This window comes from Streptomyces sp. RLA012 (assembly GCF_056270325.1).
Map to the genome: position 1 here is coordinate 3,443,612 of NZ_JBWDPA010000002.1, position 25,159 is coordinate 3,468,770.

Annotated in this window: 23 protein-coding genes and 4 pseudogenes; 11 read left to right on the plus strand and 16 right to left on the minus strand. The window is 69.2% G+C overall.

Going from position 1 to position 25,159, the window contains the following annotated elements; translation table 11 throughout:
• The first annotated feature begins 1 nt into the window (after position 1).
• From RV986_RS15575 to RV986_RS15585, 3 genes are all read left to right on the plus strand, one after another.
• On the plus strand, positions 2-415 hold the full coding sequence (locus RV986_RS15575) for a roadblock/LC7 domain-containing protein (RefSeq protein WP_030948713.1): 414 nt from the start codon (positions 2-4) through the stop codon (positions 413-415).
• A 94-nt stretch (positions 416-509) separates the two neighbouring features.
• On the plus strand, positions 510-1,094 hold the full coding sequence (locus RV986_RS15580; protein ID WP_475917977.1) for a DUF742 domain-containing protein: 585 nt from the start codon (positions 510-512) through the stop codon (positions 1,092-1,094).
• Positions 1,075-1,656, plus strand: a complete 582-nt coding sequence (locus RV986_RS15585) for a GTP-binding protein (RefSeq protein WP_026248371.1) — start codon at positions 1,075-1,077, stop codon at positions 1,654-1,656. Before RV986_RS15580 ends, RV986_RS15585 begins: the two co-directional genes overlap by 20 nt.
• Before the next feature lie 160 nt (positions 1,657-1,816).
• Here RV986_RS15585 and RV986_RS15590 read toward each other — a convergent pair whose 3' ends face one another.
• The 3 genes and pseudogenes from RV986_RS15590 to RV986_RS15600 form a co-directional block, all read right to left on the minus strand.
• Complete coding sequence (locus tag RV986_RS15590; RefSeq protein WP_475917978.1) at positions 1,817-2,011, minus strand: acyl-CoA carboxylase subunit epsilon; 195 nt, start codon at positions 2,009-2,011, stop codon at positions 1,817-1,819.
• Between the two features lie 57 nt (positions 2,012-2,068).
• On the minus strand, positions 2,069-3,658 hold the full coding sequence (locus tag RV986_RS15595) for an acyl-CoA carboxylase subunit beta (RefSeq protein ID WP_475917979.1): 1,590 nt from the start codon (positions 3,656-3,658) through the stop codon (positions 2,069-2,071).
• 294 nt (positions 3,659-3,952) lie between these two features.
• Positions 3,953-4,267: pseudogene (locus tag RV986_RS15600) on the minus strand (MmyB family transcriptional regulator); the annotation flags it as partial.
• Positions 4,268-4,737: 470 nt separating this feature from the next.
• Here RV986_RS15600 and RV986_RS15605 point away from each other — a divergent pair.
• Positions 4,738-5,352: a YceI family protein gene (locus tag RV986_RS15605; RefSeq protein ID WP_475917980.1), complete on the plus strand. Its 615-nt coding sequence runs from the start codon at positions 4,738-4,740 to the stop codon at positions 5,350-5,352.
• 149 nt (positions 5,353-5,501) lie between these two features.
• Here RV986_RS15605 and RV986_RS15610 read toward each other — a convergent pair whose 3' ends face one another.
• Entirely contained in the window at positions 5,502-5,864 is a 363-nt protein-coding gene (locus tag RV986_RS15610) for a DUF4180 domain-containing protein (RefSeq protein ID WP_475917981.1), read from the minus strand.
• Between the two features lie 354 nt (positions 5,865-6,218).
• Between RV986_RS15610 and RV986_RS15615 the strand changes: the two genes are divergently transcribed.
• The gene (locus tag RV986_RS15615; RefSeq protein WP_475917982.1) at positions 6,219-6,731 is read left to right on the plus strand and encodes an N-acetyltransferase; all 513 of its coding nucleotides are present in this window, start codon (positions 6,219-6,221) and stop codon (positions 6,729-6,731) included.
• Between the two features lies 1 nt (position 6,732).
• Here RV986_RS15615 and RV986_RS15620 read toward each other — a convergent pair whose 3' ends face one another.
• From RV986_RS15620 to RV986_RS15635, 4 genes and pseudogenes are all read right to left on the minus strand, one after another.
• Positions 6,733-7,593: an ABC transporter permease gene (locus tag RV986_RS15620; protein ID WP_475917983.1), complete on the minus strand. Its 861-nt coding sequence runs from the start codon at positions 7,591-7,593 to the stop codon at positions 6,733-6,735.
• Entirely contained in the window at positions 7,590-8,045 is a 456-nt protein-coding gene (locus tag RV986_RS15625; RefSeq protein WP_475917984.1) for a hypothetical protein, read from the minus strand. Before RV986_RS15625 ends, RV986_RS15620 begins: the two co-directional genes overlap by 4 nt.
• Positions 8,042-9,139, minus strand: coding sequence for a DUF1349 domain-containing protein (locus RV986_RS15630; protein WP_475917985.1), 1,098 nt, complete (start codon positions 9,137-9,139; stop codon positions 8,042-8,044). Before RV986_RS15630 ends, RV986_RS15625 begins: the two co-directional genes overlap by 4 nt.
• A pseudogene (locus tag RV986_RS15635) lies at positions 9,136-9,804 on the minus strand (AAA family ATPase); the annotation flags it as partial. The pseudogene RV986_RS15635 and the gene RV986_RS15630, both read right to left, overlap by 4 nt.
• Here RV986_RS15635 and RV986_RS15640 point away from each other — a divergent pair.
• From RV986_RS15640 to RV986_RS15650, 3 genes are all read left to right on the plus strand, one after another.
• Positions 9,802-10,827, plus strand: coding sequence for a tyrosine-type recombinase/integrase (locus RV986_RS15640; RefSeq protein WP_475917986.1), 1,026 nt, complete (start codon positions 9,802-9,804; stop codon positions 10,825-10,827). The pseudogene RV986_RS15635 and the gene RV986_RS15640 overlap by 3 nt on opposite strands.
• On the plus strand, positions 10,824-11,150 hold the full coding sequence (locus RV986_RS15645) for a helix-turn-helix domain-containing protein (protein ID WP_475917987.1): 327 nt from the start codon (positions 10,824-10,826) through the stop codon (positions 11,148-11,150). Before RV986_RS15640 ends, RV986_RS15645 begins: the two co-directional genes overlap by 4 nt.
• Before the next feature lie 1,133 nt (positions 11,151-12,283).
• Complete coding sequence (locus tag RV986_RS15650) at positions 12,284-13,447, plus strand: hypothetical protein (protein ID WP_475917988.1); 1,164 nt, start codon at positions 12,284-12,286, stop codon at positions 13,445-13,447.
• A gap of 32 nt (positions 13,448-13,479) precedes the next feature.
• On the opposite strand, the pseudogene RV986_RS15655 reads toward RV986_RS15650, so the two are convergent.
• The 3 genes and pseudogenes from RV986_RS15655 to RV986_RS15665 form a co-directional block, all read right to left on the minus strand.
• A pseudogene (locus tag RV986_RS15655) lies at positions 13,480-14,142 on the minus strand (MDR/zinc-dependent alcohol dehydrogenase-like family protein); the annotation flags it as partial.
• 206 nt (positions 14,143-14,348) lie between these two features.
• Entirely contained in the window at positions 14,349-15,725 is a 1,377-nt protein-coding gene (locus tag RV986_RS15660) for a hypothetical protein (protein ID WP_475917989.1), read from the minus strand.
• Positions 15,718-16,476: a cyclase family protein gene (locus tag RV986_RS15665; RefSeq protein WP_475917990.1), complete on the minus strand. Its 759-nt coding sequence runs from the start codon at positions 16,474-16,476 to the stop codon at positions 15,718-15,720. The genes RV986_RS15660 and RV986_RS15665 overlap by 8 nt, the downstream gene beginning before the upstream one ends.
• Before the next feature lie 108 nt (positions 16,477-16,584).
• Between RV986_RS15665 and RV986_RS15670 the strand changes: the two genes are divergently transcribed.
• Positions 16,585-17,448 carry a LysR family transcriptional regulator gene (locus RV986_RS15670; protein ID WP_475917991.1) on the plus strand — a complete coding sequence of 288 codons (864 nt, stop codon included), beginning with the start codon at positions 16,585-16,587 and terminating at the stop codon, positions 17,446-17,448.
• Between the two features lie 288 nt (positions 17,449-17,736).
• Here RV986_RS15670 and RV986_RS15675 read toward each other — a convergent pair whose 3' ends face one another.
• From RV986_RS15675 to RV986_RS15690, 4 genes are all read right to left on the minus strand, one after another.
• Positions 17,737-19,077 carry a sugar ABC transporter permease gene (locus tag RV986_RS15675; RefSeq protein ID WP_475917992.1) on the minus strand — a complete coding sequence of 447 codons (1,341 nt, stop codon included), beginning with the start codon at positions 19,075-19,077 and terminating at the stop codon, positions 17,737-17,739.
• On the minus strand, positions 19,074-19,865 hold the full coding sequence (locus tag RV986_RS15680; RefSeq protein ID WP_475917993.1) for an ATP-binding cassette domain-containing protein: 792 nt from the start codon (positions 19,863-19,865) through the stop codon (positions 19,074-19,076). The genes RV986_RS15675 and RV986_RS15680 overlap by 4 nt, the downstream gene beginning before the upstream one ends.
• A gap of 264 nt (positions 19,866-20,129) precedes the next feature.
• Positions 20,130-21,221 carry a sugar ABC transporter substrate-binding protein gene (locus tag RV986_RS15685; protein WP_475917994.1) on the minus strand — a complete coding sequence of 364 codons (1,092 nt, stop codon included), beginning with the start codon at positions 21,219-21,221 and terminating at the stop codon, positions 20,130-20,132.
• 453 nt (positions 21,222-21,674) lie between these two features.
• On the minus strand, positions 21,675-21,995 hold the full coding sequence (locus RV986_RS15690) for a hypothetical protein (RefSeq protein WP_475917995.1): 321 nt from the start codon (positions 21,993-21,995) through the stop codon (positions 21,675-21,677).
• Positions 21,996-22,085: 90 nt separating this feature from the next.
• Between RV986_RS15690 and RV986_RS15695 the strand changes: the two genes are divergently transcribed.
• On the plus strand, positions 22,086-23,276 hold the full coding sequence (locus RV986_RS15695) for a sensor histidine kinase (RefSeq protein WP_475917996.1): 1,191 nt from the start codon (positions 22,086-22,088) through the stop codon (positions 23,274-23,276).
• Positions 23,273-23,971, plus strand: a pseudogene (locus tag RV986_RS15700) (response regulator); the annotation flags it as partial. The gene RV986_RS15695 and the pseudogene RV986_RS15700, both read left to right, overlap by 4 nt.
• Positions 23,972-24,129: 158 nt before the next feature.
• On the opposite strand, the gene RV986_RS15705 reads toward RV986_RS15700, so the two are convergent.
• A complete protein-coding gene (locus tag RV986_RS15705; protein WP_475924291.1) occupies positions 24,130-25,131 on the minus strand; it encodes an FUSC family protein in 1,002 nt (333 codons plus the stop codon).
• Between the last annotated feature and the right edge of the window lie 28 nt (positions 25,132-25,159).

Sequence of the window (25,159 nt, forward strand, 5' to 3'; positions counted from 1 at the left end):
GATGAGCCAGGCGGCGCAGAACCTCAACTGGTTGATCACCAACTTCGTGGACAACACCCCCGGGGTGTCGCACACGGTGGTGGTCTCCGCCGACGGACTCCTTCTGGCGATGTCCGAAGGTTTTCCCCGTGACCGCGCCGACCAGCTCGCGGCCGTCGCGTCCGGGCTGACCTCGTTGACCGCGGGCGCGTCCCGCATCTTCGAGGGCGGCAGCGTGAACCAGACAGTTGTGGAGATGGAGCGAGGATTCCTCTTCCTCATGTCCATTTCTGATGGTTCCTCGCTCGCGGTCCTCGCACATCCCGAAGCGGACATCGGTCTCATCGGGTACGAGATGGCCCTTCTGGTGGACCGTGCCGGTACGGTTCTGACCCCGGATCTTCGAGCGGAGCTCCAAGGGAGCCTTCTCAACTAACAGACAGACCGTGCGTTTTGGCGTCCCGGGGCCGTAAGGTTTCGGGACGCGGTCCCACACCGATGGGCACCCGGCACAGTCGGAGGAGGAGAAAGTGGCAACACCCCCAGGCGGTTCGTCTTCGGGCAACTGGTCGTACGGCCCCGGCCAGGGGCAGGGCCAGGGCGACGGTTCTCAGAACCCGAACCGGTACAACTTCCCCTCCGCGCCCAGCCACCGCCGGCCGTACGCACCCCAGGGCCCCGGCCCTTCGCCGTACGACCAGCCTCCGGCGCCGCGCATCCAGCCTGTGCAACCGCAGCGACGCACACCGGAGGCGGCGCCCGCGGGGTCCTCGAACAACCCTCTGGTGCGCCCGTACGCCATGACGGGCGGCCGCACCAGGCCCCGCTACCAGCTCGCCATCGAGGCACTGGTGCACACCACCGCACAACCGCACCAGATGCAGGGCCAGTTGCCCGAACATCAGCGGATCTGCAACCTCTGCCGGGAGATCAAGTCGGTGGCCGAAATCTCGGCGCTGCTGACGATCCCTCTCGGTGTGGCCAGGATTCTCGTCGCCGACTTGGCGGAGGCAGGCCTGGTCGCCATTCATCAGCCGGGCGGCGACGAGAGCGCCGGCGGCCAGCCAGCCGTGACATTGCTCGAAAGGGTACTCAGTGGACTTCGCAAGCTCTAGCGGAGGGCCTTCCCGCTCCACCACGTCCGCGAAGATCGTGGTGGCGGGCGGCTTCGGCGTGGGCAAGACCACGTTCGTCGGGGCCGTCTCGGAGATCAACCCGCTGCGTACCGAGGCCGTCATGACGTCCGCGTCCGCGGGCATCGACGACCTCACGCACACCGGAGACAAGACGACGACCACCGTCGCCATGGACTTCGGCCGCATCACCCTGGACCAGGACCTCATCCTGTACCTGTTCGGCACCCCCGGTCAGGACCGGTTCTGGTTCATGTGGGACGACCTGGTCCGCGGCGCCATCGGCGCGATCGTCCTGGTCGACACCCGCCGTCTCGCCGACTGCTTCCCCGCGGTCGACTACTTCGAGAACAGCGGACTGCCGTTCGTCATCGCCCTCAACGGCTTCGACGGCAACCAGCCGTACAACCCGGACGAGGTCCGCGAGGCGCTGCAGATCGGCCCGGACACCCCGATCATCACGACGGACGCCCGCCACCGCGCGGACGCGAAGAGCGCGCTGATCACGCTCGTCGAGCACGCCCTGATGGCGCGCCTGCGGTAACGCGCCGTCGGACTGCGGGCCAGTCGCCGACCGCGGGTGCGTGGTGACTGGTCGCGCGGTTCCCCGCGCCTCTCACGGGGCGCGCACCCCCCGTACGTGAAAGCGAAAAGGGCCCCCTCCGCGGAGGGGGCCCTTTCACGTGCTGCTGAACGCCCGGAGGCTAGCCGTGCCAGCTGTGCGGGGCCCGGAAGCCGGGCTCGCGCTCCAGACGGCGCCAGCCGGCTTTCAGACGGCCGCGGTGGGTGGGGGTGGTGTCCGGCTGGGCGGCGGCGCGGGCCAGGAGGATGGCCGTGATGGCGGCGACTTCCTCGGGCTCGGCATGGCCCTTCTCGACGCGGATGTCAGGGGTGTCCATAGGTTTCAGTCTCCGTGAGAGAGGTTTCCGCGGGGGTGCCGCGAAGGATCCGCTGGGTTACTGCGGGGGGTTGCCGTGCTTGCGGGAGGGCAGGTCCGCGTGCTTGGTCTGCAGCATGGCCAGGGACCGGATGAGCACCTCACGGGTCTGCGCCGGGTCGATGACGTCGTCGACCAGGCCCCGCTCGGCCGCGTAGTAGGGGTGCATGAGTTCTGCCTTGTACTCCTTGACCATGCGTACGCGCATGGCCTCGGGGTCCGCGGCCTCGGCGATCTGCCGGCGGAAGATGACGTTGGCCGCACCCTCGGCGCCCATCACGGCGATCTCGTTCGTCGGCCAGGCGTAGGTGAGGTCGGCCCCGATGGACTGGCTGTCCATCACGATGTAGGCACCTCCGTACGCCTTGCGCAGGATGAGCGAGATCCTCGGCACCGTCGCGTTGCAGTACGCGTACAGCAGCTTCGCGCCGTGCCGAATGATCCCGCCGTGCTCCTGGTCGACACCGGGGAGGAACCCGGGGACATCCAGGAGGGTGACGATCGGGATATTGAAAGCGTCACACATCTGGACAAAGCGCGCAGCTTTTTCGGAGGCCTCGATGTCGAGGACGCCGGCGAGGGTCTGCGGCTGGTTGGCGACGATGCCCACCACCTGGCCGTCCAGACGGGCCAGCGCACAGATGATGTTGCGGGCCCAGCGCTCGTGGACCTCCAGGTAGTCGCCGTCGTCGACGAGCTCCTCGATCACCTTCGTCATGTCGTACGGCCGGTTGCCGTCCGCGGGGACCAGGTCCAGGAGGATGTCCGAGCGGCGGTCCGCGGGGTCCTCGGAGGCGACGTGCGGCGGGTTCTCGCGGTTGTTCTGCGGCAGCATCGACAGGAGGTAGCGCACCTCCGCGATGCAGGTCTCCTCGTCGTCGTACGCGAAGTGGCAGACACCGGAGGTCTCCGCGTGGACGTCCGCGCCGCCCAGGCCGTTCTGGGTGATCTCCTCGCCGGTGACGGCCTTCACGACGTCCGGGCCGGTGATGAACATCTGCGAGGTCTCGCGGACCATGAACACGAAGTCCGTCAGCGCGGGGCTGTAGGCGGCGCCGCCCGCGCACGGGCCGAGCATGACGCTGATCTGCGGGATGACGCCGGAGGCCTTGGTGTTGCGCTGGAAGATGCCGCCGTAGCCCGCGAGGGCACTGACGCCTTCCTGGATGCGGGCGCCGGCGCCGTCGTTGAGGGAGACCAGCGGGGCACCGGCCGCGATGGCCATGTCCATGATCTTGTGGATCTTCGTGGCGTGCGCCTCACCGAGGGCGCCGCCGAAGATCCGGAAGTCGTGGGCGTAGACGAAGACCGTACGGCCCTCCACCGTGCCCCAGCCGGTGACGACACCGTCGGTGTAGGGCTTCTTGGCCTCCAGGCCGAATCCGGTCGCCCGGTGTCGCCGCAGCTGCTCGACCTCCTGGAAGGACCCGGGGTCGAGGAGCAGCTCAATGCGCTCCCGGGCGGTCAGCTTGCCCTTGGCGTGCTGCGCCTCGGTCGCCTTCTCGCTGGGGCCGCGCAGCGCTTCCGCACGGATCGCGTGCAGTTCGGCCACGCGCCCGCGCGCGTCCGTGGGTTCGCCTGAGGGCCCGGCCTCGTCCAAAACGGTCATGTAGCGACCATACGAAGTCGAACAAGAAAAGCGGGCCGTCGACTCCGTACAGTCTCCGGCCCGTTTTCCTGGTACCCCTGAACAGAACCGTGACCGCATGCAGGCGATCTGACTGGTCAGAGGGGCTGTGGCTTGTAGGGGTCGAACAAAGGCGCGCGCTGAGAGCCACCTCACATTCATGAGTGGCGCATGCCATCCCTAGAGTGACGCGGCCCCTCGGACGGGGGCCGTCGCAAGCGATTCGACCACCGTTCGGCCACCGTTCGAGCGTCGGTTCGGCCGCGTCCATGTCTATCAGCCGGTGGCCGCCGACGCGGACCGGGCGGTGCCGGCGGCCCAGGAGGCGAGGATGCGCAGGCCGTCGTGGGAGGGCGTGCCGGGTTCGGCGGTCCAGACTACGAGCTGCTGGTCGGGGTCGCTCACACAGGCGAGGGCGTCCCAGTCCAGCGTGAGCTCACCGGCGACCGGGTGGCGCAGCATCTTGGTGCCCTTGCTCCTGGTGGCGACGCGGTGCTCGCCCCACCACCGGCGGAATTCCTCGTCCCGCACGGACAGTTCACCCACCATGCCCGCCATGCGCGGATCATTCGGATTACGGCCTGCTTCCATTGCGCGCCCTTCCCGGACCGGGACGCCATCGTCTTCGTCACCTTCGGCGTGATCGTGGTGACCCTGGTGGTGCAGGGCCTGCTGCTGGCCGTGGTGCACTGGGCGCCCCGGAGGAGTCCTTCGAAGCACTCCCCCGGCCCACCGGCGAACTCAGGACCGACCCGGAGGTCGTCGATCGGACGCGGCACGAGTGCGGTGCCACGAACGGCAGTACACCGCCCTGCGGCGAGTACAGCCCCGCCTAGACAACGAGGAAGTACGCCTCTCACCAGACGACCGCGCCGAATGACCGTTCGAGAAGCGAGTCGGCACAGCACAACGTAACGTCGAAGGCACCTGGCGGATGAAGTTGAAAATTGAATGGAATAGGTCTACCGTCGCCCTTGTTGACCTCGTTGAAACTTCAACAAACATCACCGCGGCTTCCACCACTCCGACGAAGCCGCGACCCGTCCCCCTAGGAGCACGCCATGGGCATCTTCGGCCGCAAGACCAGCGAAACCCCCGCCACCGACACGACGGCCCCCGCTGCCGTGAACCCCGAACTCGCGGCGCTCACCGGTGAGTACACGATCGACCCGTCCCACTCGGAGATCGGTTTCGTCGCCCGTCACGCCATGGTGACGAACGTCAAGGGCTACTTCAAGGACTTCGACGGCACCCTGCACCTGGACGGCGCGGACCCGTCCAAGTCCACCGCGACGATCGACGTCAAGATGGACAGCATCGAGACGGGCTCCGCGGACCGCGACGGCCACCTGAAGAGCTCCGACTTCTTCAAGATCGACGAGTTCCCCACCATGACCTTCCGCTCCACCAAGGCGGAGGCCCTGGGCGGCGACGACTACCGGATCACCGGCGAACTGTCGATCCTCGGTGTCACCAAGTCGCTCAGCATCGACCTTGAGTTCAACGGCTCCGCGAAGGACCCCTTCGGCAACGAGCGCGTCGGCTTCGAGGGCAAGACGGAGATCCTGCGCTCCGAGTGGGGCCTCACGTGGAACGCGGCCCTGGAGACCGGTGGCGTCCTCGTCTCCGACAAGATCAAGCTGACCTTCGACATCTCGGCGATCAAGAACGCCTGAGCCGTCGGCCCATGCCGGCGCCGCGAGCGCGCCCGTCCTCTGACTCCCCCGTACGGGAGGACGGGCGCTCCGGCGCGTCCGCGCAAGCAGCCTGCGCAAGCACCCCACGCAAAACCCACGCGAGCCGCCCGCGCCGACAGGACCCGGGCCTAGCCCTTCAGTCGTTCGCCCAGCTCCTCGGCATCGGCGAGGAACCATGTCTGCCGCCCCCGGTTGCACTCACGAACGAAGTCCCGCAAGGCCGAACTGGCCGCCGTGTACCGGGAGATGTCGCCGAGGACGACGAGTCCCACCCGGTAGTTGACGAACTTCTGCACGATGTCCCCGGCCACACGGGTACGCAGTTGGAAGAACGCCTCGTCGAACCGCCCGGCCGGAATGACCACCCACTGGGCACCCTGGTACGCGGCGTTGCCGACGAGATCCATGACATCACTCTCGCCACCGATGGCCTCGCCCTCGCTGTCGCACATCAGGACCGGCACGTCATGAATCGTCCGCAGGTTGCTCATGACGACGGAGGCTATGCGCGAACACATCCCCGGAGCCACGGGTTTCCGGTCGCGCCACACGTCCCCCCTCGACCGCACCTCCGCGACCGCACCTCCGCGGCCGGACCTCCGCGACCGCACCTCCGCGGCCCACGATGTGTCCGTGAACCCCGACTCGCGCAGCAGCGGCTCGCTGAACTGCCGGGTAAGGGCCCAGCAGGCGACCGCCCGGGGCAGCGCGGCCTCGCCGCCCGGCTGGTGGCATGCCGCTGGTGAACGGTACGCCGGTGGGAGGTAGCCCTCCAGCGGGCTCCGGACAACAGGCCCCGGAATTAACCCGGTGCGCGGCGCACGCCCTGCGGTTAGCCTCCCGGCATGACCTGGTTGCCCCCTGACTTCATGCATCCCCTTCGCGTTGAGCCGTCCCGCGGTTACCAGCTGCGACCGATCACGGGGGCGGACGCGGCCATGGACTATCCGGTGGTCATGGGCTCGCGCGAGCGGTTGTGGTCCCTTTTCGGTGAGGCCTGGGGGTGGCCCGCCGAGACCATGACGTACGAGGCGAACCAGAAGGATCTGGAGCGGCACGAGGCCGAGATCGCCGCTCACGAGTCCTTCAACTACGTGCTGCTCAACGCCGCGGGCACGGCCGAGTTCGGGTGTGTCTACATCGATCCGCCGGAGAAGGCCGGGGCCGACGCCGAGATCTCCTGGTGGGTGGTGGACGAGCGGGTGGGGTCGGATCTGGAGCGCGATCTGGACTCGTTCGTGCCTCGGTGGATCGGTGAGGCATGGCCCTTCGAGCGGCCTCGGTTCATCGGGCGTGATCTGTCCTGGCGCGAGTGGCTGGAGCTGCCCGACGCCCATAGCGGTGATCGACCCCTTTGACCTAGGCGTCCCGCCGTTCGAATATCGCGCCGCCCACCAGCAGCACCCCCAGCGCATACGCCGCCAATACCCCCAGCCCCGGCCATGGGCCGATCGGCAGGCGGGCGAGGTCTCTCGTCGCGCGGATGGCGAGACCCGCCGGCATCGGGGCCCAGCGTTCGAGGCGGTCCTTCCAGGTGGGTGAGCCCAGGAGGCCGGACAGAAGGGGCACCACGTAGAGGAGTCCCAGGCCGGTGGTGATCGCCGCCGAGCTGTCGCGAAGCAGTACCGCCAGGCCCAGGCCCAGGAAGGCTATGAGGATCAGGCAGAGGGTGGAACCGAGGGCGGCGCGGAGGGTGGAGGCGTCGGTGAGCGAGACCAGGGGGTAGCCGGCCTCGGGGGTGAAGCCGTTGCCCGGGAGGATCCAGCGGGCCGTGGTGAGGGAGGCGAGGATCGCCGCGCCGGCCGCGATGCCCGTCGCCACGGCCAGCACCGCCGCCTTCGACGCCAGGACCGTCACCCGGTGCGGGATCGCGGTGAGCGTCGTCCGCAGTGTGCCCGTGCCGTACTCCGCCCCCATCGACAGGGCGCCCAGGACGAGTACGGTCGCCTGCCCCAGCCACATACCCGTCAGAGCCAGCTTGACGGTGTCCTCGTGGCAGGCCGCGGCACTCGCGCACTCCCGGGTGCTGACCGAGGACACGGCGGCCGTGCCCACCCCGAGCGTCAGGACGACCGTCGCGGCCAGGAGCAGCCAACTGCTGGGCAGCGTACGGAGTTTTGTCCACTCGGCACGGAGCGGGCGGAGTGGGCGGAGTGGGCGAGACAGGAGGAGTGGGCTGAGTGGACGGAGCGGGCGGAGTTTCGGCCGGGCGCGCCTCATACGTCCCTCCGGCGCAGGCGCCAGGCGGCGAGAGCGAGCGCCAGCACCACGTACGCGCACAGCACCGCGAATCCGTTCCACGGGGCCATGGGGTAACAGCCGCTCTCCGGCAGGCAGTTGTGATCTACCTGGGGGTAGTGCGTCACTCCCTGCTGGATCGCGAAGGCCGCGGCCGGGGTCAGGCGCAGCAGCCAGTGTGCGATCGGGAGCGGGAGGGCGAAGGCCAGGATCTGCGGAAGGATCACCAGGACCACCACGACGGTGATCGCGCCCGCGCTGTTGCGGAGTATCGCGCCCAGGGCGAGGGCGAGGACCGCCACCAGGGACAGGAGAGCCGCGCTGCCGACCACCGCCCGCAGAGCGGGAGAGTCGAGGAGTGACAGGTCGGGGTAGGCGGGCGGCGCGAAGCCGTTGGAGCGCATCGTGTGTTGGGCCAGGAGGAAGGCGATCACGGCCTCGGCAGGCTCACGGCGAAGGTGACACCGCCTGTCACCAGGGCCTTCGCCGCCAGGACGCGCCCGCGGCGCGGGGTCGCCGTCAGTGTCGTACGGATCATGCCGCGCTTGTACTCGGTCGTGATGAAGAGCGCTCCCAGCGCGACCATGAACAGGACCGCGACGAAGACGCCCTGGAAGCTCATCTGGACGATGTCGGCGCCGGTCTCGTCCGGGGCGATGTCGCCCTGGCCGGTGAGGGCGTAGACACCGGAGGCGGAGACGGTGGTGGTGCCCGGCTCGGAGCGGGCGGGGCCGGACTGCGGGGTGTTCGGGTCGTTCGGGTCGGGGGCGCCCACGTCCGTGCTGGCCCAGGCGGCCGAGCCGGTTCCGGTGCCGCCGCTCACGGCCACGTGGTCGAAGGTCGCCGACACGGTCGTGCCGCCCGCCGTCTCCGAGGTGCCGCCGAACGAGCGGCGCAGGTTGCTGTGCAGCGGGGTGGCGACGAACAGACCCGCCTGGGCCGTCTTCGGGAGTTCCGGCAGCGTGACCGAGCCGACCTTCGTCCAGTGCGTGCCGTCGGCGGACTCCTCGCCCGTCAGCCGCGTGCCCGCGCGGGTCAGACGGAGCCAGTGCGGGGCGGTGCCGGACGCGGCGCTGCCCGCCTCGTCCTGGGTGAAGTTCCACTGCAGGCGGACGCCGTGTTCGGGGGTGACCAGCAGGGCCGCGTAGGGGCTGCCGGCCTTCGTGCTCGCCTTGACCATCACACCGGCCTTCGCCCAGGGCTCCGGGTCCCGGCCGCCGCCGGCCTTCAGGTCGGAGACGCGGACCGTCACACTGCCGTCCGCCGGGAGGGACTGGTGGACGAAGTGGAAGGTGTCGTTGACGCGGGTGCCGTCGGGGCCGACGGTGACCCGGTTCTCGTTGGAACTGTCCGATGAGCCGCTCACGGCGAGCTGGGAGATGGCAACTGTGACCGCCGCCGAGACGACGAGCACCAGCACCCACACGCGTACTGTCCAGAGCTTGGTCCATTCCGCGCGCAGCAGGCGTCCGAACCCCTCGCGGGCGGGCCCCAGCCGGGAACGGTAGGGAGTGAGGGTCGAGGTCATCGGGTCACCTCGCCGTCCGACGCGTCCGACACATGCGGCACATTCGGCACATCCCCTACGTCCGACAGAGCCGTGAACTCCGCCGCGTCCCTGGTGAGCTCCATGTACGCCTCCTCCAACGACGCCCGGTGCGCGCCCACTTCGGCGAAGGGGACGCCGGCCGCCGCGAGGAACGCCACGATCCGCTCCGCGGGCAGGCCGGTGACCGTGAGGGTGTCGGGGCCAGTGACCGCGACCGTGCCCCCCTGGCGGGAGAGCAGCTCCAAGGCCTCCCTACGCGCGCCCGTGCGCAGGGCGACACGGTCGCCGGACGCGGCGGCGAGCAGCGTGGCGACGGCGGTGTCGGCGATGAGGCGGCCGCGGCCGATGACGAGCAGATGGTGGGCGGTGTCCTCCAGCTCGCTCATGAGGTGGCTGGAGACCAGGACGGCACGGCCCTCCGCGGCCAGCTGCCGCAGGAGGCCGCGGATCCACTGGATGCCCTCGGGGTCGAGGCCGTTGACCGGTTCGTCGAGCAGGAGCACCGGGGGGTCGCCGAGCAACGCGGCTGCTATGCCGAGGCGTTGGCGCATACCGAGGGAGTATCCGCCCGCGCGGCGGCGGGCGGCCTGGGCCATGCCGACCTGTTCGAGGACCTCGTCCACGCGGCGCAGGGACAGGCCGTGAAGGAGGGATGGGCTCGGCAGCAGTCCGCGCGGTTTCTCCAGGCTTCGACGATCCAGCCCCGGCTACGCCTGCTTCAACGGTTCGAGGAGTTCACGGGGTTGTACCCGTGGCAGTGGACTCCCGCCGATGGCGAGGCGTTCATCGTCCACCTTCGCAGCGGGGCCAAGCCGATCCAGTTGTCTACGGCTCGGGCGTACGAGGTGGTGATCGAGCTGTTCGTGGAGTACCTGCTGGACCGCCGATATGGGTGGGTTGAGACCTGTCAGGAACGGTTCGGTCTATCACCGCAGGTGATCTTTCACGAGGGCAACTCCGTTCTGCACTCGGTGGAGTACGAGGGTGATCCCCGGCGTCGGCCTCTGACTTACGACGAGGTCCAGGCGCTGTTTGACGCCGCCGATGCCCGACCTCGACGCATTCACGGGCAGGGCCGCAAGGGCACGCTCACCGCACTGCGTGATGCTGCCGCACTCAAGACGATCTACGCCTACGGCACCCGACGGACCGAGTCCTCGAAGGTGGACCTGGTGGATCTGCGACGTCATAGGAAGGCGCCGCAGTTCGGGCAGGCCGGCAGCATGGCCGTCCGGTACGGGAAGTCCTCCAAGGGCACACCGCCGAAGCGACGGACCGTGCTTCTGGTCCCCGAGATGGACTGGGTAGTCGACGTCCTCGACGAGTGGGTGCATGAGATTCGCCCGCGACTCTCGCCGGACCGGCACCCGGCCTTGTGGGTGACCGAGCGGGTCGGCCGCATGTCTCCCCGCTCGATCAACGAGGCGTTCGTGACGGCACGCCAGGACGCCGACCTCGACGCCGACCTCGACCTGCACTGTCTGCGCCACAGCTACATCACGCATCTGACCGAGTTCGGCTACCCTGCCCGCTTCGTTCAAGAGCAGGTGGGACATACCCACGCCTCTACGACGGCCATCTACATGGGCGTCTCTGACGAGTACCGCAACCAGCTCCTGGAAGCTTCGCTGAGGCGCCGGCTGGGTGACGACTGGGACCTTAAATGATCAAGAAGATGGGCTACGAGTGGTGTCTGCGGGCCACGATGGCCAAGCGCCAGATGTTCCAGACCTCGGACCTGGTGCCGCTCCTGGCAGAACGTGGCGTGACCTTGTCGCGTGAGCAGGTCTACCGTTTGGTGACACAGCCGCCCCAGCGGATGAGCATGGACACCCTGGTCGCGCTGTGCGACATCTTCGAGTGCACGCCGAACGATCTCATCAAGCCGAAGGTGGTCAACGCACAGGTCAAGAAGACCGCGGACGGACAGGCCGAGCCACTGCCGCTGAAGGAACGGCGGACCACGATCCGGCGCCCGGGTCAGCCGTGAGGCCACTGACACCGGACCAGCTCCGCTTACGCGCCGAACTCGCTGCCGCCCAAGAGCAGATCGTCAGGCTGCTGCGGTCAGCGGTGGGCGAATCCCTGGCCCCCGAACAGGCGCAGGCCGTGGCGGAGGAAGCCCGGGCATGGCGTGGTGCGAACGCCTTCCGCCTGGTGCGCTATCTGTCCGACAGGCCCGACGCTCTGAGCCGGCCCAGTAGCGACTGCCCGACCTGCGTGGTGCGATTGCTGGCTGCGCTGACCGCCGTCGGCCACGGTGACAAGGTCGCCCTCGTGCCCTGCGGCGACTGCGGACGGACCGACCCTCTTCCCACCAACAACGGACCGGCGGGGCGGCTGTGTTCACGCTGCGCCGGCCGACGTGCCAAGAAGCCGTGCGCCCGCTGCGGCAAAATGGCCAGCATCTACGCCCGCCGACCGGAGGGCGGCATTTGCAATCCGTGCAGGAACAAGGAGCCGCATGCCAAGGAAGAATGCGCCGACTGCCACCGGATGATGATCTCCTACCGGCGCCTCCCCGACGGCACCAGCCTCTGCCAGACCTGTGCTCCCAAGAACACTCAGACCTGCTGCCGTTGCGGACGACTACGCCGGGTCAACGCCCTGACCTCCGACGGACCAGTCTGCGGCGGCTGCTACTCCAGCCCTCCCCGCCTGTGCGGTGTCTGCGGGCAGATCGTTCCCATCGTCGCCCGGGCCGATGGCACCAGGCCGGACACCTGCGACCGGTGTTACAAACGACACGAGAAGACCTGCGCCATCTGCGAAAGGGTCCGCCCAGGCCACCACATCAACGGTGGCCTGGGCCCGTTCCACTGCGACACGTGCCGCCCTCGCGAAGAGTGCGCATGTGCCCTGTGCGGGCACGTCGCGAAGATCAAGGTCTTCTGGCCGCGAGGGCCGGTGTGCAACTCCTGCTACAGAACAGCCCTGTCGACCCCTGCACCGTGCGCCTCGTGCAACCGACAGCGCATCCTGATCGGTCAGACGGCCGAGGGAACCCTCCTGTGCAAGGCGTGCTCGTTCCCCGACGAACCGGTCGAGCAGTGTTCGGCCTGCGATGAGCCGGCGGACCTGTACTCCGGCCGCCGCTGCCCCCGGTGCACTTTGGCCGCCCGCGTGACCGATCTGCTCTCCGCGGACGGCGCAAGCGTGGCCCAGCCACTCCAACCCCTCGCCGCGGTACTGACCGGCGCGGACAACCCCTACCGCGTCCTGCAGTGGCTGCGCCGAAGCCCTGCGGCCCATCTGCTGGGACGCTTGGCACTCGATCCCGAAGCGCTGAACCACAAATCCCTCGACACGCTGCCGCAGCGGGCTGCCACCGCCTACGTGCGTGGGCTGCTCGTCACCGCCGGTATCCTGCCGCCACGCGATGAGAATCTCGCCCTCCTCACCAACTGGGTCGCACGGACCGTGGCCGAACTGCCAGCGCGGCACGCCAATCTCATCCGTCCGTTCGCCGAGTGGCACATCATCCGCGACGCCCGCCGACGCTCCTCCCGCGGCCGTTACACCTACGCCGCACACAAGGGTGACTGCGGCAACGTCCTCGCCGCCATCAACTTCCTGAACTGGCTCGGCACCCAGCACCTGAGTCTCCCCCAGCTCCAACAGCGGCATCTGGACACCTGGGCGATCGAGCGGCAAACCCTGCGCTCCCGTTCCATCCCCTTTCTCCGCTGGAGCACTGCCCGACGCCTCTGCCCGCCCGATCTGGCTATCGAGCGCTCAGCCGCCCAACTCCCGGGCCACTTCCAGGCCGAGGAGGAGCACCGAAAAGAGCTGCTGCGCTGCTTCAACGACACCGCGTTGCCCCTGGAGGTCCGCGTCGCGGCTGCTCTCGTCCGCCTCTACGCCCTCCCCCTGACCCGCATCGTCGAACTCACCGACGACCACATTCGCCGCGACCAGGGGCATACCTACCTGACGGTCAACCACCACCCCTTCGTGCTCCCGCCGAAGCTCGCCCGCCTCATCGACGATCAGCTGCAGCACAGCCCCCGGCACAGCAACACGGCCGGACGCAGATACCTCTTGCCCGGTCACAGCCCTGGACGCCCGCGCAACCCCCTCGGCCTCGCCGACACCTTGAGACACCACGGTCTGGCCGCCCGCGCTGCACGGAACACCGCCATGATGGACGCCCTGGTAGACCTGCCGCCCATGGTCATCGCCGACCTGCTCGGCATCCACCCCAAGACAGCCGAACGCTGGGCCACCCTCGCCGGCGGGAACTGGTCCGAATACTTGGCAGCGCGACGGGCCGCCCCACAGGGCTAGCAGTTGAGCAGGGGCAGTGTTCCGAGTCTGCGCTATTGGGGGATGGTGAGCAGGGTGCGTCCGTGGCCACCGCCGGCGTCGACGTGGTCGTGGGCCTTGGCGATGTCGTCCAGCGGGTGACGGTCGCCGACGGTGACGGTGAGGGCGCCGACGGCGGCGGCGGAGGTGAGGTCGCGGGCGGCCTGGCGCTTGGCCTCGGCGGGGAAGTCGTCGCTGCCGAGCAGCCGCAGGGTGACGTTATTGAACAGTAGAGTCCAGAAGGGGATCTTGGTGCGGTCCGTGCGGGTGGCGTAGGCGGCGATGACGGCGTTGTTGGCGCCGACGGCGTTGTCCAGGTCGGCATTGTCGGACAGCGCGACCTCGATGATCCGGTCGACGCCCCGCGGCGCGTACGAGCGGATGGTTGCGGCGGGGTCGCCGGTGTCCAGGGCGACGGTGTGGGAGACGACGGCCGGGTCGACGCGGTCGAGGTCCGCGGTGCGGCGGACGGTGGCGATCACGGTCGCGCCGGCCCAGTGGGCGAGCTGGGCGGACAGGGAGCCGACGCCGCCGAGGACTCCGTGGACCAGGACCAGGCGGCCGTCGACCGGGCCGTCGGCGAAGACGGTGCGGTGGGCGGTGATGCCGGGGATGCCGAGGCTCGCCCCCAGCTCATCGCTCAGATGATCTGGCAGAGGTACGGCCTGGTGGTCGGGGCTCGGCGCCACCGTCACCGAGCGGCGTCAACGTCCGTAGATCAGCGGTATGCACGGAGCGGCGGTGCGCAGCAGGTGTCGCCGTGTGCCGACTTCAGTCGGCACACGGCGACAGGCCGGCTTCTGCCCTTCGGTGACGTGCGGGTCACCTTCTTCGGCCGCGGGGAGAGGCGGGGTTTGTCTGCCTGCGCCGGACGTGCTCGCTGCTACGCGGAGGCGGTGGTGACCAGGACCGAGGAGAGCGAGAGCAGTGCGGGCGGCAGCACTGCCTGCCGGTCCGAGAGGGGGAGGACTTCTTCGGCGATCTGCAGGCCGAGGGTTTGAGTCATGAAGGTGCGGCGGGCGGTGACGCGTGCCCACATCTGCGGATAGCGCTCGGCGAGTTCCGCGCGCAGGTCGGCGTCGGCGATCGCGACGGCGTCCTCGCAGTTGGCGGCCAGGTCCGGTGTGGCTCCCACGGGAATGATGTCGGCTTGCAGGGACATGCCGGAGTGGACGGTGCCGTGGGATCCGGCGGCGAAGGGGCTGTCGAGCCACTCGTCGATGTGTTGCAGGTGCCCGGGGTTCAGCAGCGGGCGGATCGACGACTTCGCCAGCTCCCGCGTGGTCTGCTCGGCGATCTCGGCGGTCGATGCCCCCAGGGTGAGGCCCTGGTACCAGGTGGCGATGGCGGCGAAGTAGCCGGCCGCGAAGTCGATCTGCCGCTGGTCGAGTTCGTCGGCGCGCAGCACGTATCCGGCCCGCGAGGTCAGTCCGCCCTGGAGCCCGACCGCGGTCGACAGCAGGTCTGCGTGCCCGATCACGCGATCGCTGGGACTGCACAGACCCACGACCTTGCCGGACCCGGTGGTCAGCATCACGTGCGCGGTCAGGGGCAGACCGCTGAGGGCCATGTGCTCGGCGGTCGCCAATTCCGAGCGTCCGGGCTTGAGGGCCTCGAGAGCGCGCCAGGCGTGGCCGGCGGCGCGGGTGGCGCGGTGCTCGTTGAGCGCGATCTGGTCGGCCTCGTTGCGGGAGCGCAGGCCGTCGATGCCCATGAGGATCGACGTGGCGTCGGTGAGGTTCTGGGTGACGTCGAGGATCTCGCCGATCACGAAGGCCGGGACGGCGTAGGCGTACGGCGAGAGGGGGGAGTCGCCGGCCGTGATCTGCCGCCATCCGACGAGTCCCACGCGGGATTGCGGGCCGATGCCGACCTGGCGCAGGGCTGCGGAGATGCGCTGCTGGATGCTGCGGTCCTGTCCGGGCAGGCTGAGCGACTGGCAGAGCACGGCGGTCGCGGTGACGGGCAGGCCGGGGATCATCGCGCCCGACTCGTTGCCGGCGAGGATCCAGGGTGCGTTGTCCAGGTCGAGGACCACCAGGGCTTCCTCGAACCGGGGGTCGAAACCCGTCAGGTAGAGGCTGTTGCCGGGGTGTTCCCGGTCGGCGTAGGCGATGAGGTGGGTAAGGCCCAGCTCGCGCATCCGCACGCGCGTGCGGCTGATCCGGTCGGCGTACACCTCGCCCGACAGGACCGGCTCGGGCTCGAGCGCGGACAGCGGGGGGAGCTCGACGTCGCGCAGCGTGATGTGATCAGGCACAGGAGTCTCCCTTGGCGACGAGGGCGACTGCGCGGACCGGGGAACCGGTGCCGCCTGCGATCTTCAGCGGCAGGGCGGCGAACAGGACCACCGGGGGCAGTCCGTCGAGGTTGGTCAGATTCTCCAGGACCAGGACGCTGTTGGGCAGAAACTCGTAGTGCGCCTTCAGGCCGGCGCCCGACACGTCACCGGGGTCGATGCTGATGCAGTCGATGCCGACGGCCTTGATGTTCTTGCCGCGCAGGTAGACGGACGCCTCACCGCTCAGCCCCGGCCAGCCGCGCAGGTAGTCGAAGCCCTCGGGGATGCGCTTCCAGTGCCGGGCCCAGCCGGTGTTGATGACGACGATGTCGCCCTCACGGACCGGCTCGTTCGCCTCCTCCCAGGCCTGGACGTCCTCCAGGCTGATGTGGTGGCTGGTGGCCTCGAACGGGCCGAAGGCCATCACCACGGCGCGGCCGATCAGCTGGGACACGCTCAGGTCAGCGGTGGAGATCCGCCGGGGGTCCTCGGGATCGGGGACGAAGTGCGAGGGCGAGTCGATGTGCGTGCCGGAGTGGTCGCACATGATGAGCTGCTTGAATTCCGCGACGTCGTCCATCGACACGTAGTCGGCGATGATGTACTTCGGGTGCGTCGGGAAAGTGGGGATGCCGATTTCGAGCGTGTGGCTCAGGTCGACGATGTCGAAGCCACGCAGGGTGTCGGCGAGGCGGTCGATCTCGCCGACGGCGTTTATCTGGGGAGTCATGCAAGTAGCGAAACACGCTCGCCGGAGGGGTAACAAAGACCACTTCTCACTTACCTAAGAGGAAATGGCTATAGGACACGCCTATGAGATGCCACTTAGACTGGCCCTATGACAGTCACTCTGCGACAGATCGAGTACGCGCTCGCTGTCGATGAAGCGGGGGCCATCTGCGCCGCCGCGAAAGCACTGCATGTCGCCCAGCCGTCCCTGTCCCAGCAGATCTCGAGCCTGGAGCGCTCCCTGGGTGTCGTGCTGTTCGAGCGTACGGCGACGGGCACCTCCACCACTCCGGCGGGGCGGGCCTTCCTCGTCGAGGCTCAGGAGGCGATACATGCGGTCGAGCGTGCGCGGGAGGTCGCGGTACGGGCAGCGAGCGGCACGCGCAAGGACATCATCATCGGCGCGAACGAGATGACGCCCACCCTGTGGCTGGCGAAGTCCGTGGCAACTCTGCGGGCGTCCGCTGCGAAGCTTTCGGCTCGCGTCGTGAACTTCGCCGACGCGGAATCGCTCATCGAGGCAGTCAGATCGGGGGGCATCGACGTCGGCGTCGGTCCTCTTCACGCGTTGTCGTGGCGGGAGCGAAAGCACCGCATCGGCTCACTGGAACTCGGGATGGCCGTTCCCCACGGCTCTTCCCCCACTTCTCCTGTGCCGGCCGGGAACCTCGGTGCACAGGATTGGGTCACCTGTCCGTCGAACGCTCCGGTTTTGACCGGACTGCGGAAATCGATCGGTGACACGCGCACGGACGATCCGTCCGCAGCCCATCTGAATGCTGCCGTTTCCTATGTGGACGCCGGCCTGGGGGCAACCCTGGTGCCCTCCGGCTACGCCCTGCCCGCGTCGCTCGAGCTGGTGACCATCAATCCCCCGCCGACGGTGGACGTTTATGCCTTCGCCCTGGGCAGCACCGACGCGGTGACGTTCAACCGGATCGCTCGAGAGATCACCGCGCACAACCCGTCCTGAGCCCTGCTCTCGGTTCGGCACGGGAGACAGGACTCCCCCAAACCGCGGTGCAGGCAGCGAGCCGCTCTGCTCCTGCTTCGAGGGCATAGCGCCTGTCCCGTCCGTGACGATCGCCGGTGGTCGCGAGCCGTGGCCCCACCGGGCGTCGCCATCGTCTGCTCCGTGCCCCACACCTGCCGTGGCGCTGTCCTTCGTACTTCTGTGCCGGATGACTGGGGCAGGACATTTCGAGTGCCGCCGCCTGGGGTCAGGTGCAGGCGGCGGCACGTCATCGGGCCGATGCGCGCGTCAGGCGCGGCCGGCGGCCTTCTGACTGCGGCGGGAGACGGAGTCGATGACGACCGCGCCCAGCAGGACACCACCGGTGATCATGTACTGGATCGAGGTGTTCATGTTCAGCAGATCCAGACCCGTCTGGATCGACTGGATGACAAGCATGCCGAGCAGGGCGGACCAGACGGAGCCACGACCGCCGAACAGCGACGTGCCGCCGATGACCGCCGCGGCGATCGCCAGCATCAGCGTGTTGCCGCCACCGGCGGACAGCGTGGCGCTGGCAGTCTGGCCGGCGAAGAACATGCCGCCGACCGCGGCGAAGCCCCCGGCGATCGCGAAGACGGTGATACGGATCATCGGCACGCTGATACCCGCACGGCGTGCCGCCTCCGTGCCGCCGCCGACCGCAAACACCTTCCGGCCGTAGGTGGTACGGCGCAACACGAAGTCCACGATGATCAGGCAGGCCAGGAAGATGACCAGCGCGTTGGAGACGCCGGCCGCGTTGTTCAGCACGGCCGCCGCGGCGAAGGACACGACAGCCAGCAGGGTGACGCGCAGCAAAATCTCGCCGGTGGGCCGGAAGGGCACGTTCGCGGCCTTGCGGCGACGCTGCTCGCCGAAGTTGCCGACGAGACTCAGCGCGACGCCGAGGCCGGCCAGCAGGTAGGCGGCGATGATGGCCTGGTCCATGAAGAACGAGTTCTGGCCGAGCAGGTGGACCGGGCCGGAGTCTGACGGGATGTTGATGGTGCCGCTGTCGCCCAGCAGCCACAGCATCAGACCGTTCCAGCCGAGGAAGCCGGCCAGGGTCACCACGAAGGCGGGTACGCCGATCTTGGCGAAGAACCAGCCGTGCAGCGCACCGATCAGGATGCCCGTAATGATCGTGAGAGCGAGCGCAAGCCAGGCGTTCAACCCCTGGTTGACCACGAACACCGCGAACAGGGTGGACGCCAGACCGCTGACCGAGCCGACGGACAGGTCGATCTCGCCGAGCAGCAGCACGAACACCAGGCCGATGGCGAGCATGCCGGTGGCCGACAGGTAGTAGCTGATGTTCGCCAGGTTGTCGGCGCTCAGGAAGCGGTCGCTCTGCAGCTGGAAGATCGCCCAGATGACGATCAGGCCGATGACCACCGGCAGCGAGCCCAGCTCGCCGCCCTTGATCTTCCGTTTGAACTCGGTGACGTAGCCCTTGAGTCCCTCCTCACGAACCAGCAGGCGCGGGTCGACGACGGCGACTGGCGCGGCGGTGGGGTCGTCGGCGGCCGCGACGGCGTCCCCCTCGCCCGATACGGGGCTGGTAGCGGCTGCGGAGCGGTCGTTGAGGGTCTTCGAGGTGTTGCTCACTGTGCCGCCTCCATGGTGCGACGCCCCGCACGACGGGTCACGGCGTTGTCCGTGGCACCCGTGATCGCGGAGATGATGTCTTCGTGGGTGGTGTCCTTCACCGGGAAGGAACCGTTGTTCTTGCCCAGGCGCAGGACGGCGACGGTGTCCGCGACCGCTTTCACGTCGGCCATGTTGTGGCTGATGAGGATGACACCGAGGTTGCGCTCCCGCAGCCGCTCGACCAGGTCGAGGACCTGTGCGGTCTGCTCGACACCGAGGGCGGCGGTGGGCTCGTCCAGGATCACGACCTTGGGGTCGCCGATCAGGGCGCGCGCGATGGCGACGACCTGGCGCTGACCGCCGGACAGGCTCGCGATCGGGATGCGGACGCTCGGGATGCGGATGGAGAGCGTGGACAGCAGCTCCCGGGCGTTCTTCTCCATCGTCACCTCGTCGATGACGCCGCGGTGCAGCAGCTCACGTCCGAGGTAGAGATTGCCGACCACGTCGAGGTTGTCGCACAGGGCGAGGTCCTGGTAGACCGTCGCGACGCCGAGTCCCTGAGCGTCGTGCGGCTTGTTGATGCTGACCGCCTTGCCCTGCCACTCGATGACGCCGTCATCGATGGGGTGGACACCCGCGATCGTCTTGACCAGGGTCGACTTTCCTGCGCCGTTGTCGCCGACCAGCGCGACGACTTCTCCGGCCTGGACCTCCAGTTCGACGTCGGTGAGTGCTTGGACCGCACCGAATCGCTTGGAGACTCCGCGCAACGCCAGCACGGGCGTAGCGGACACGTGAACCATCTCCTTCGCCGCCTGACCGGCGGGAATACCGTGCACGCCGGGGCGGGCGCGGTGGATGACAAAAGAACGAGGGGCAAAGCGTGTGACCCTCGGCGGCGGTTTCGTCCGGGCCGCCCCGTAGCGGGCAGTGAAGGTGGGGCGGGCGCCGGACGAGTTCTGCGAGGCGCCCGGCGGCGGGCCGTGGCCAGCCGGGAACGGTGCGGCGTTCCCGGACCCGGGCCGAGGGCAAGAGCCGGGGATGGCCCCCGGCCGGTGAGGCGGGGCTTATTCGAGGCCGGCCTTCTTGCAGGCAGCGGCGTAGTCGGCGGTGCAGATGTCGGCAACCGTGTACAGGCCGTCCTTGACGACCGTGTCGTTGATGTTGTCCACCGTGACCGACACCGGGGTCAGCAGCCGGGAGGGGACCTTGTCGCCGGAGCCGCTGGTCTCGGTCTGGGGTGCGAGGGAGGAGATGTCCTTGCCTTGCAGGAGGTTGACCGCGAGCTGGGCGGCAGCCTCGGCCTCGGGCTTGAAGGCCTTGTAGATGGTGGCCGACTGGGTTCCGGTGAGGATGCGCTGGATGGCGGCGAGCTCGGCGTCCTGACCGGTCAGCGGGATGTTGCTGATGCCGGCGCCCTTGAGGGTGTTGGCGATGCCGCCGGCCATGCCGTCGTTGGCGGCGTAGACGCCCGCGATGTTCTTGGCGCCGAGCTGGGTGATCGCGGCGGACATCTTCTGCGCGGCGACGGTGTCCTTCCACAGGCCGGACTGCTCGTAGGCGATGTCGACCTTGCCGTCGAGGGCCTTGTGGGCGCCTTCCTTGAACTTGGCGGCGTTCGGGTCGGCGTCGTCACCGTTGACCATGACGACCTTGGACTTCGGGGTCGCCTTGGAGCCGAGCGCGTCGAGCAGGGCCTGGCCCTGGAGCTCGCCGACCTTGACGGTGTCGAAGGAGACGTAGGCGGAGACCGGCCCCTGGGCCAGGCGGTCGTAGGCGATGACCTTGATGCCCTTGTCCACCGCGGACTGGATGGAGGACTTGATCGCGGCGGAGTCCTGCGGGTCGACCACAAGGACCTTGACGCCCTTGGTCACCATGCTGCTGATCTGCTGAGCCTGCTTGGCGGGGTCGCCGGCGGCGTTCGCGTACTCGACGGTACAGTCCGCGCAGAGAGACTTGACCTTGGCCTCGAAGTACGGCTTGTCGAACTTGTCGTAGCGCGCGGTGACACTGTCCGGCAGCAGGAGACCGACGGAGGTGCCTCCGGAGGAAGAGCCGGTGCTGTCACTGCCGGAGCCGCCGTCCCCGGCCTTCCCACAGGCGGCCACGGAAAGAGCCACCGAAACCGCAGCGGTACCTATGACGAATCTGCGCATCGTTGCGTTCATTTCGGAATGCCTCCGAGAAAGGACCGCAAGGTGCGGCCGGCGTAGGACTGATTTACAGCTGATAAACAGTTCGAAACTTAGAACGGTCAATGAGTGCACCGATACAACCGGGTGTCCACCGTCCATATCGCACGACAGGACCGGGCATTGCACCGCGTTGCCGTGTGCCTTTAGCAGTGCAGTCAAGCCGCATTCGTCCGCTTGTTACAAAGACGGGTTTCCTCTTCGGCGATAGGGTGAGCCTCTTACCTGGCCTGCCGTGAAGAGGAAACCCGTCCTTAAATCAGCGCTCTCACCGGCCCAAGGTCGGGCATCGAAGCCACGAAGGGCGGCATGTCGTCCAGCCGCAGTTCCCGCCGCATCCGGGAACGAGCCGCAGCAAGCTCCACCCTGCGGCCCTTGCCGTCAGCGCCGGGGGAGTTTCTCAGCCCAGTCCCGGAGCTAGTCCTCGAGGGCGAGGTTGTCGCCGCGGGCCACTGCCTGGAGCAGTTGGGCGCACACGGTCGCTTCGGCAGTGAGGCCGGCCGGACTGCGCACGACGGGAAAGGCGTCGCCGACGCGGGCGGCGGTGTCCGGCTGGAGCAGCGTGTAGGCGTAGCGCGTGGCGGCGTCGAATCCCTCCGGAGCTCGCCCCCAGTCCTCCCAGTCGAGAATCGTCAGCGGCGCGATGACGTCCCTCCCCGGGAGGCGCCTCCATGGTATTGGTCCGCCGCAGTTTGACCTGCAACCTCCGGGAGTAACCAGTCCCTTCGAGAGCTGCACCTACTTCGAGTTATGCGACGAAGGAGGAGCCGGGCTGCTCACTCCGCGGACGAATACTGCAACTCTCGAATACCGACACTTCACCAGTGCATGGGCGAGGACACGGCGCGGCGCGGCGGAGGAATCGCGGGGGTGTGGAAGCCGGTTCGGCGCTTCCCGGCCCCCGTGACCTATCCGGTCGCCCTCGCGCTGCTCGCCTGCGCCGAGGTCCTGGTCCGGCTCGGGAGCCTGCGTGAGAATCTGGCGCTCGCCCTGCTGCTCGGGGTCTGCACCACTCTGCCGCTCACCTTCGTGCTCGGGACCGACCGCGCCCTGGCGGCGCGGGCCGGGGCCGCCGTGGCCGTGACCTCGGCGGGTGTGCTGGCCCTGGCACCGTTCCGGGCCCTCACCCTGGCGGGGGTCGTGGCCCAACTGGCCTCGGTGTACTGGCTCGGCCGGGCCGGGGCACCCCGGCTCAGCGGGGCGCTCGTCCTGCCGTACGTCGTGCTGGCCCTGGTCAGCCAGGACGACCTCACCACCCGGGTGATGGCCGTGCTGGTGGCCACGCTCGCCTCGGCGGCGGCCGCGACGGGCATCACGCACCACGTCCGCAGCGCCGCGCTGGCGCACAGCGCGACGGAGCGGGCCTTCGCCGACACCCTTCTCGCGCACGCCGCGCGCGGTGAGCGGGCCCGCATCGCGAGGGAGTTGCACGATGTCGTCGCCCACCACATCTCGATGATCGCCGTGCAGGCCGAGACCGCCCGGCTGACCACCGCGGGGCTGCCGGCCGACGGCGCCACCCGGCTGCTCGCCATCGGGGACACCGCGCGGACCGCGCTGACGGAGATGCGGCGCCTGCTGGGGGTGTTGCGGGAGGACGCCGACGTGGGGGTCAACCGTCGTCCGCAGCCGGGGCTGCGCCAGCTGATGGAGCTCGTCGACGAGTCCCGGGACGCCTCCGGTTCGCGTACGCGGCTGATCGTCAGCGGGCCGGTCGCCCCGCTCGACCCGGGGATCGAGGTCACCGCGTACCGCATCGTCCAGGAGGCCCTCACCAACGCCCGCCGGCATGCTCCGGGTGCCGCCGTCGATGTCGAGCTCCGCTATGCGGAAGACGACTTGACGATTCGGGTGCGGGACAACGGGCCGGGGCCCGCGTCCCCGACCGCCGGGCACGGCCTGCTCGGCATGCGCGAGCGGGCGGCCACGGTCGGCGGCACCCTGCACACCGGCCCGGCGCGCGGCGGCGGTTTCCTGGTCGAGGCAAGGCTTCCGGTGCGGGCGGAGGCCCTCGTATGACGGCCACCGTGGAAGCAGCGGAGGCCGTGGAGCCGGTTCCGCCCGTCCGTATCGTCGTCGCCGACGACCACGAGGTCGTCCGCGCCGGGTACGCCGGGCTTCTCGCCACCCAGCCGGACTTCACCGTCGTCGGCACGGCACGCGACGGCGCCGAGGCGGTGCGGATCTGCCGGGAGCAGCGGCCCGACGTGGTCCTCATGGACGTACGGATGCCGGTCATGGACGGGATCCAGGCGACCGTCGATCTGATGGGGCCGGGGGCCGTGGACACGCCCCGCGTGCTCATCCTCACCACCTTCGACCTCGACGAGCACGTGTACGACGCCCTGGCGGCCGGGGCGAGCGGGTTCCTCCTGAAGGACGTGACCGCGGAGCGGCTCTTCGAGGCGGTACGGGTCGTCGCCGCCGGGGAGGCGCTGCTCGCTCCCGCCATCACCCGGCGGTTGATCGCCGAGTTCGCCCGGCTGAAGCCCCGGGTGCCGACGCGGGCGGTGCTCGCCGGGCTCACGCCGCGCGAGACGGAGGTGTTGCGGCTGCTCGCGGAGGGGCTGTCCAACCCGGAGATCGCCGCGCGGCTGCAGGTCGGCGAGGAGACCGTGAAGACGCACGTCAGCCGGGTGCTGTCCAAGCTGGGGCTGCGCGACCGTACGCAGGCGGTCGTCACGGCGTACGAGACGGGGCTGGTCGTACCGCGTGCGGCGGGCGTGGAGACGCGCGGGCGTGAGGCCCTCGGCCAGGAGGCGCCACACGGGAAGGGCTCACGTGGGCAGGGGTCACATGGGCAGGGGTCACATGGGCAGGGGCAGCGCGGGCGGGGGCTGCGTGGTGGGGAGCGGCGGGGGGATCCACGTGGTTAGGCGGTGTTCGGGAGCGGGGTGCGGCGGCGTGGGATCGGCAGGACCCACCACGCCGACGCGACCGCCAGGGCCGCGCCGACCGCGATCGCCGCAAGGCGGGTGGGCAGCAGGCTCTGCGCGTCCTGGCCGAAGTAGCCGAGAAGGAGGGAGAGGGCGGTGGTCATGCCCGCGGCCCAGTACGCGTAGTTCAGCGGGCGCAGCCACAGGGCGACGGCCAGTACGGCGAAGATCAGGACGACGGAGACCCGGCCGGTGATACCGGCGGCGGCCACACCGGTGGCGAGCAGCGTGCCGACGCAGGCGCCGATCAGGCGTTCGACTCCCTTGCGTACGACGTCGTGGCGGCCCCGGTTGCCGCTCGCGGCAAGGTAGGCGGTCAACACCGTCCACGGCCAGTGGTGGTCGAAGAGGAGCCGTCCGAGGACGAAGGCCCCGGCGACGGCGACGGCCATCTGCAAGGCCATGCGGGTGCTGGGGACGGGGCGCAGTCGGGAGCGGCGGCGCGGACGGTCCGGTTCCGGGTCGGGCGGCCACGGGCCGAGGCGGTCGGCCGACGCCTGGACCAGCCAGACGCAGCCGCACGCCAGCATCCCGATCACCGCCGACCAGCACCAACTCACCAGCGTGCTCTGCGCCTTGGGCGGAAGCGCGGGACCGGGGACGACGAGCAGCGCGACCAGCGGCAGTGTCATCAGCGTGCCCGCCTTCGTCGCGGCCGGGCCGAAGCGGCGGATCCAGATGGGCAGGGAGATGCCGAGGGTGAACACCGCGGCGCCGAGCGCGTAGTGGTCCGCCAGCAGACGGCCGAGCAGGGTCGCCGCACCGGCCACGGCGGGCAGCAGGACGCTTCCCAGGAGCCGTCGGCAGACGTCCGCGGTCCGCTGGGTGCCGGCCAGGGTGAGGGTCAGCGCGACGGCGAGGACGAGGACGTCGGTGTGCAGTCCGGCGGCGTCCTCCAGCGGCAGGGCGAGGGCATAGCAGAGCAGCACGGCCGTCATGGTCAACGCCGCTTCGTAAGTATTGCGT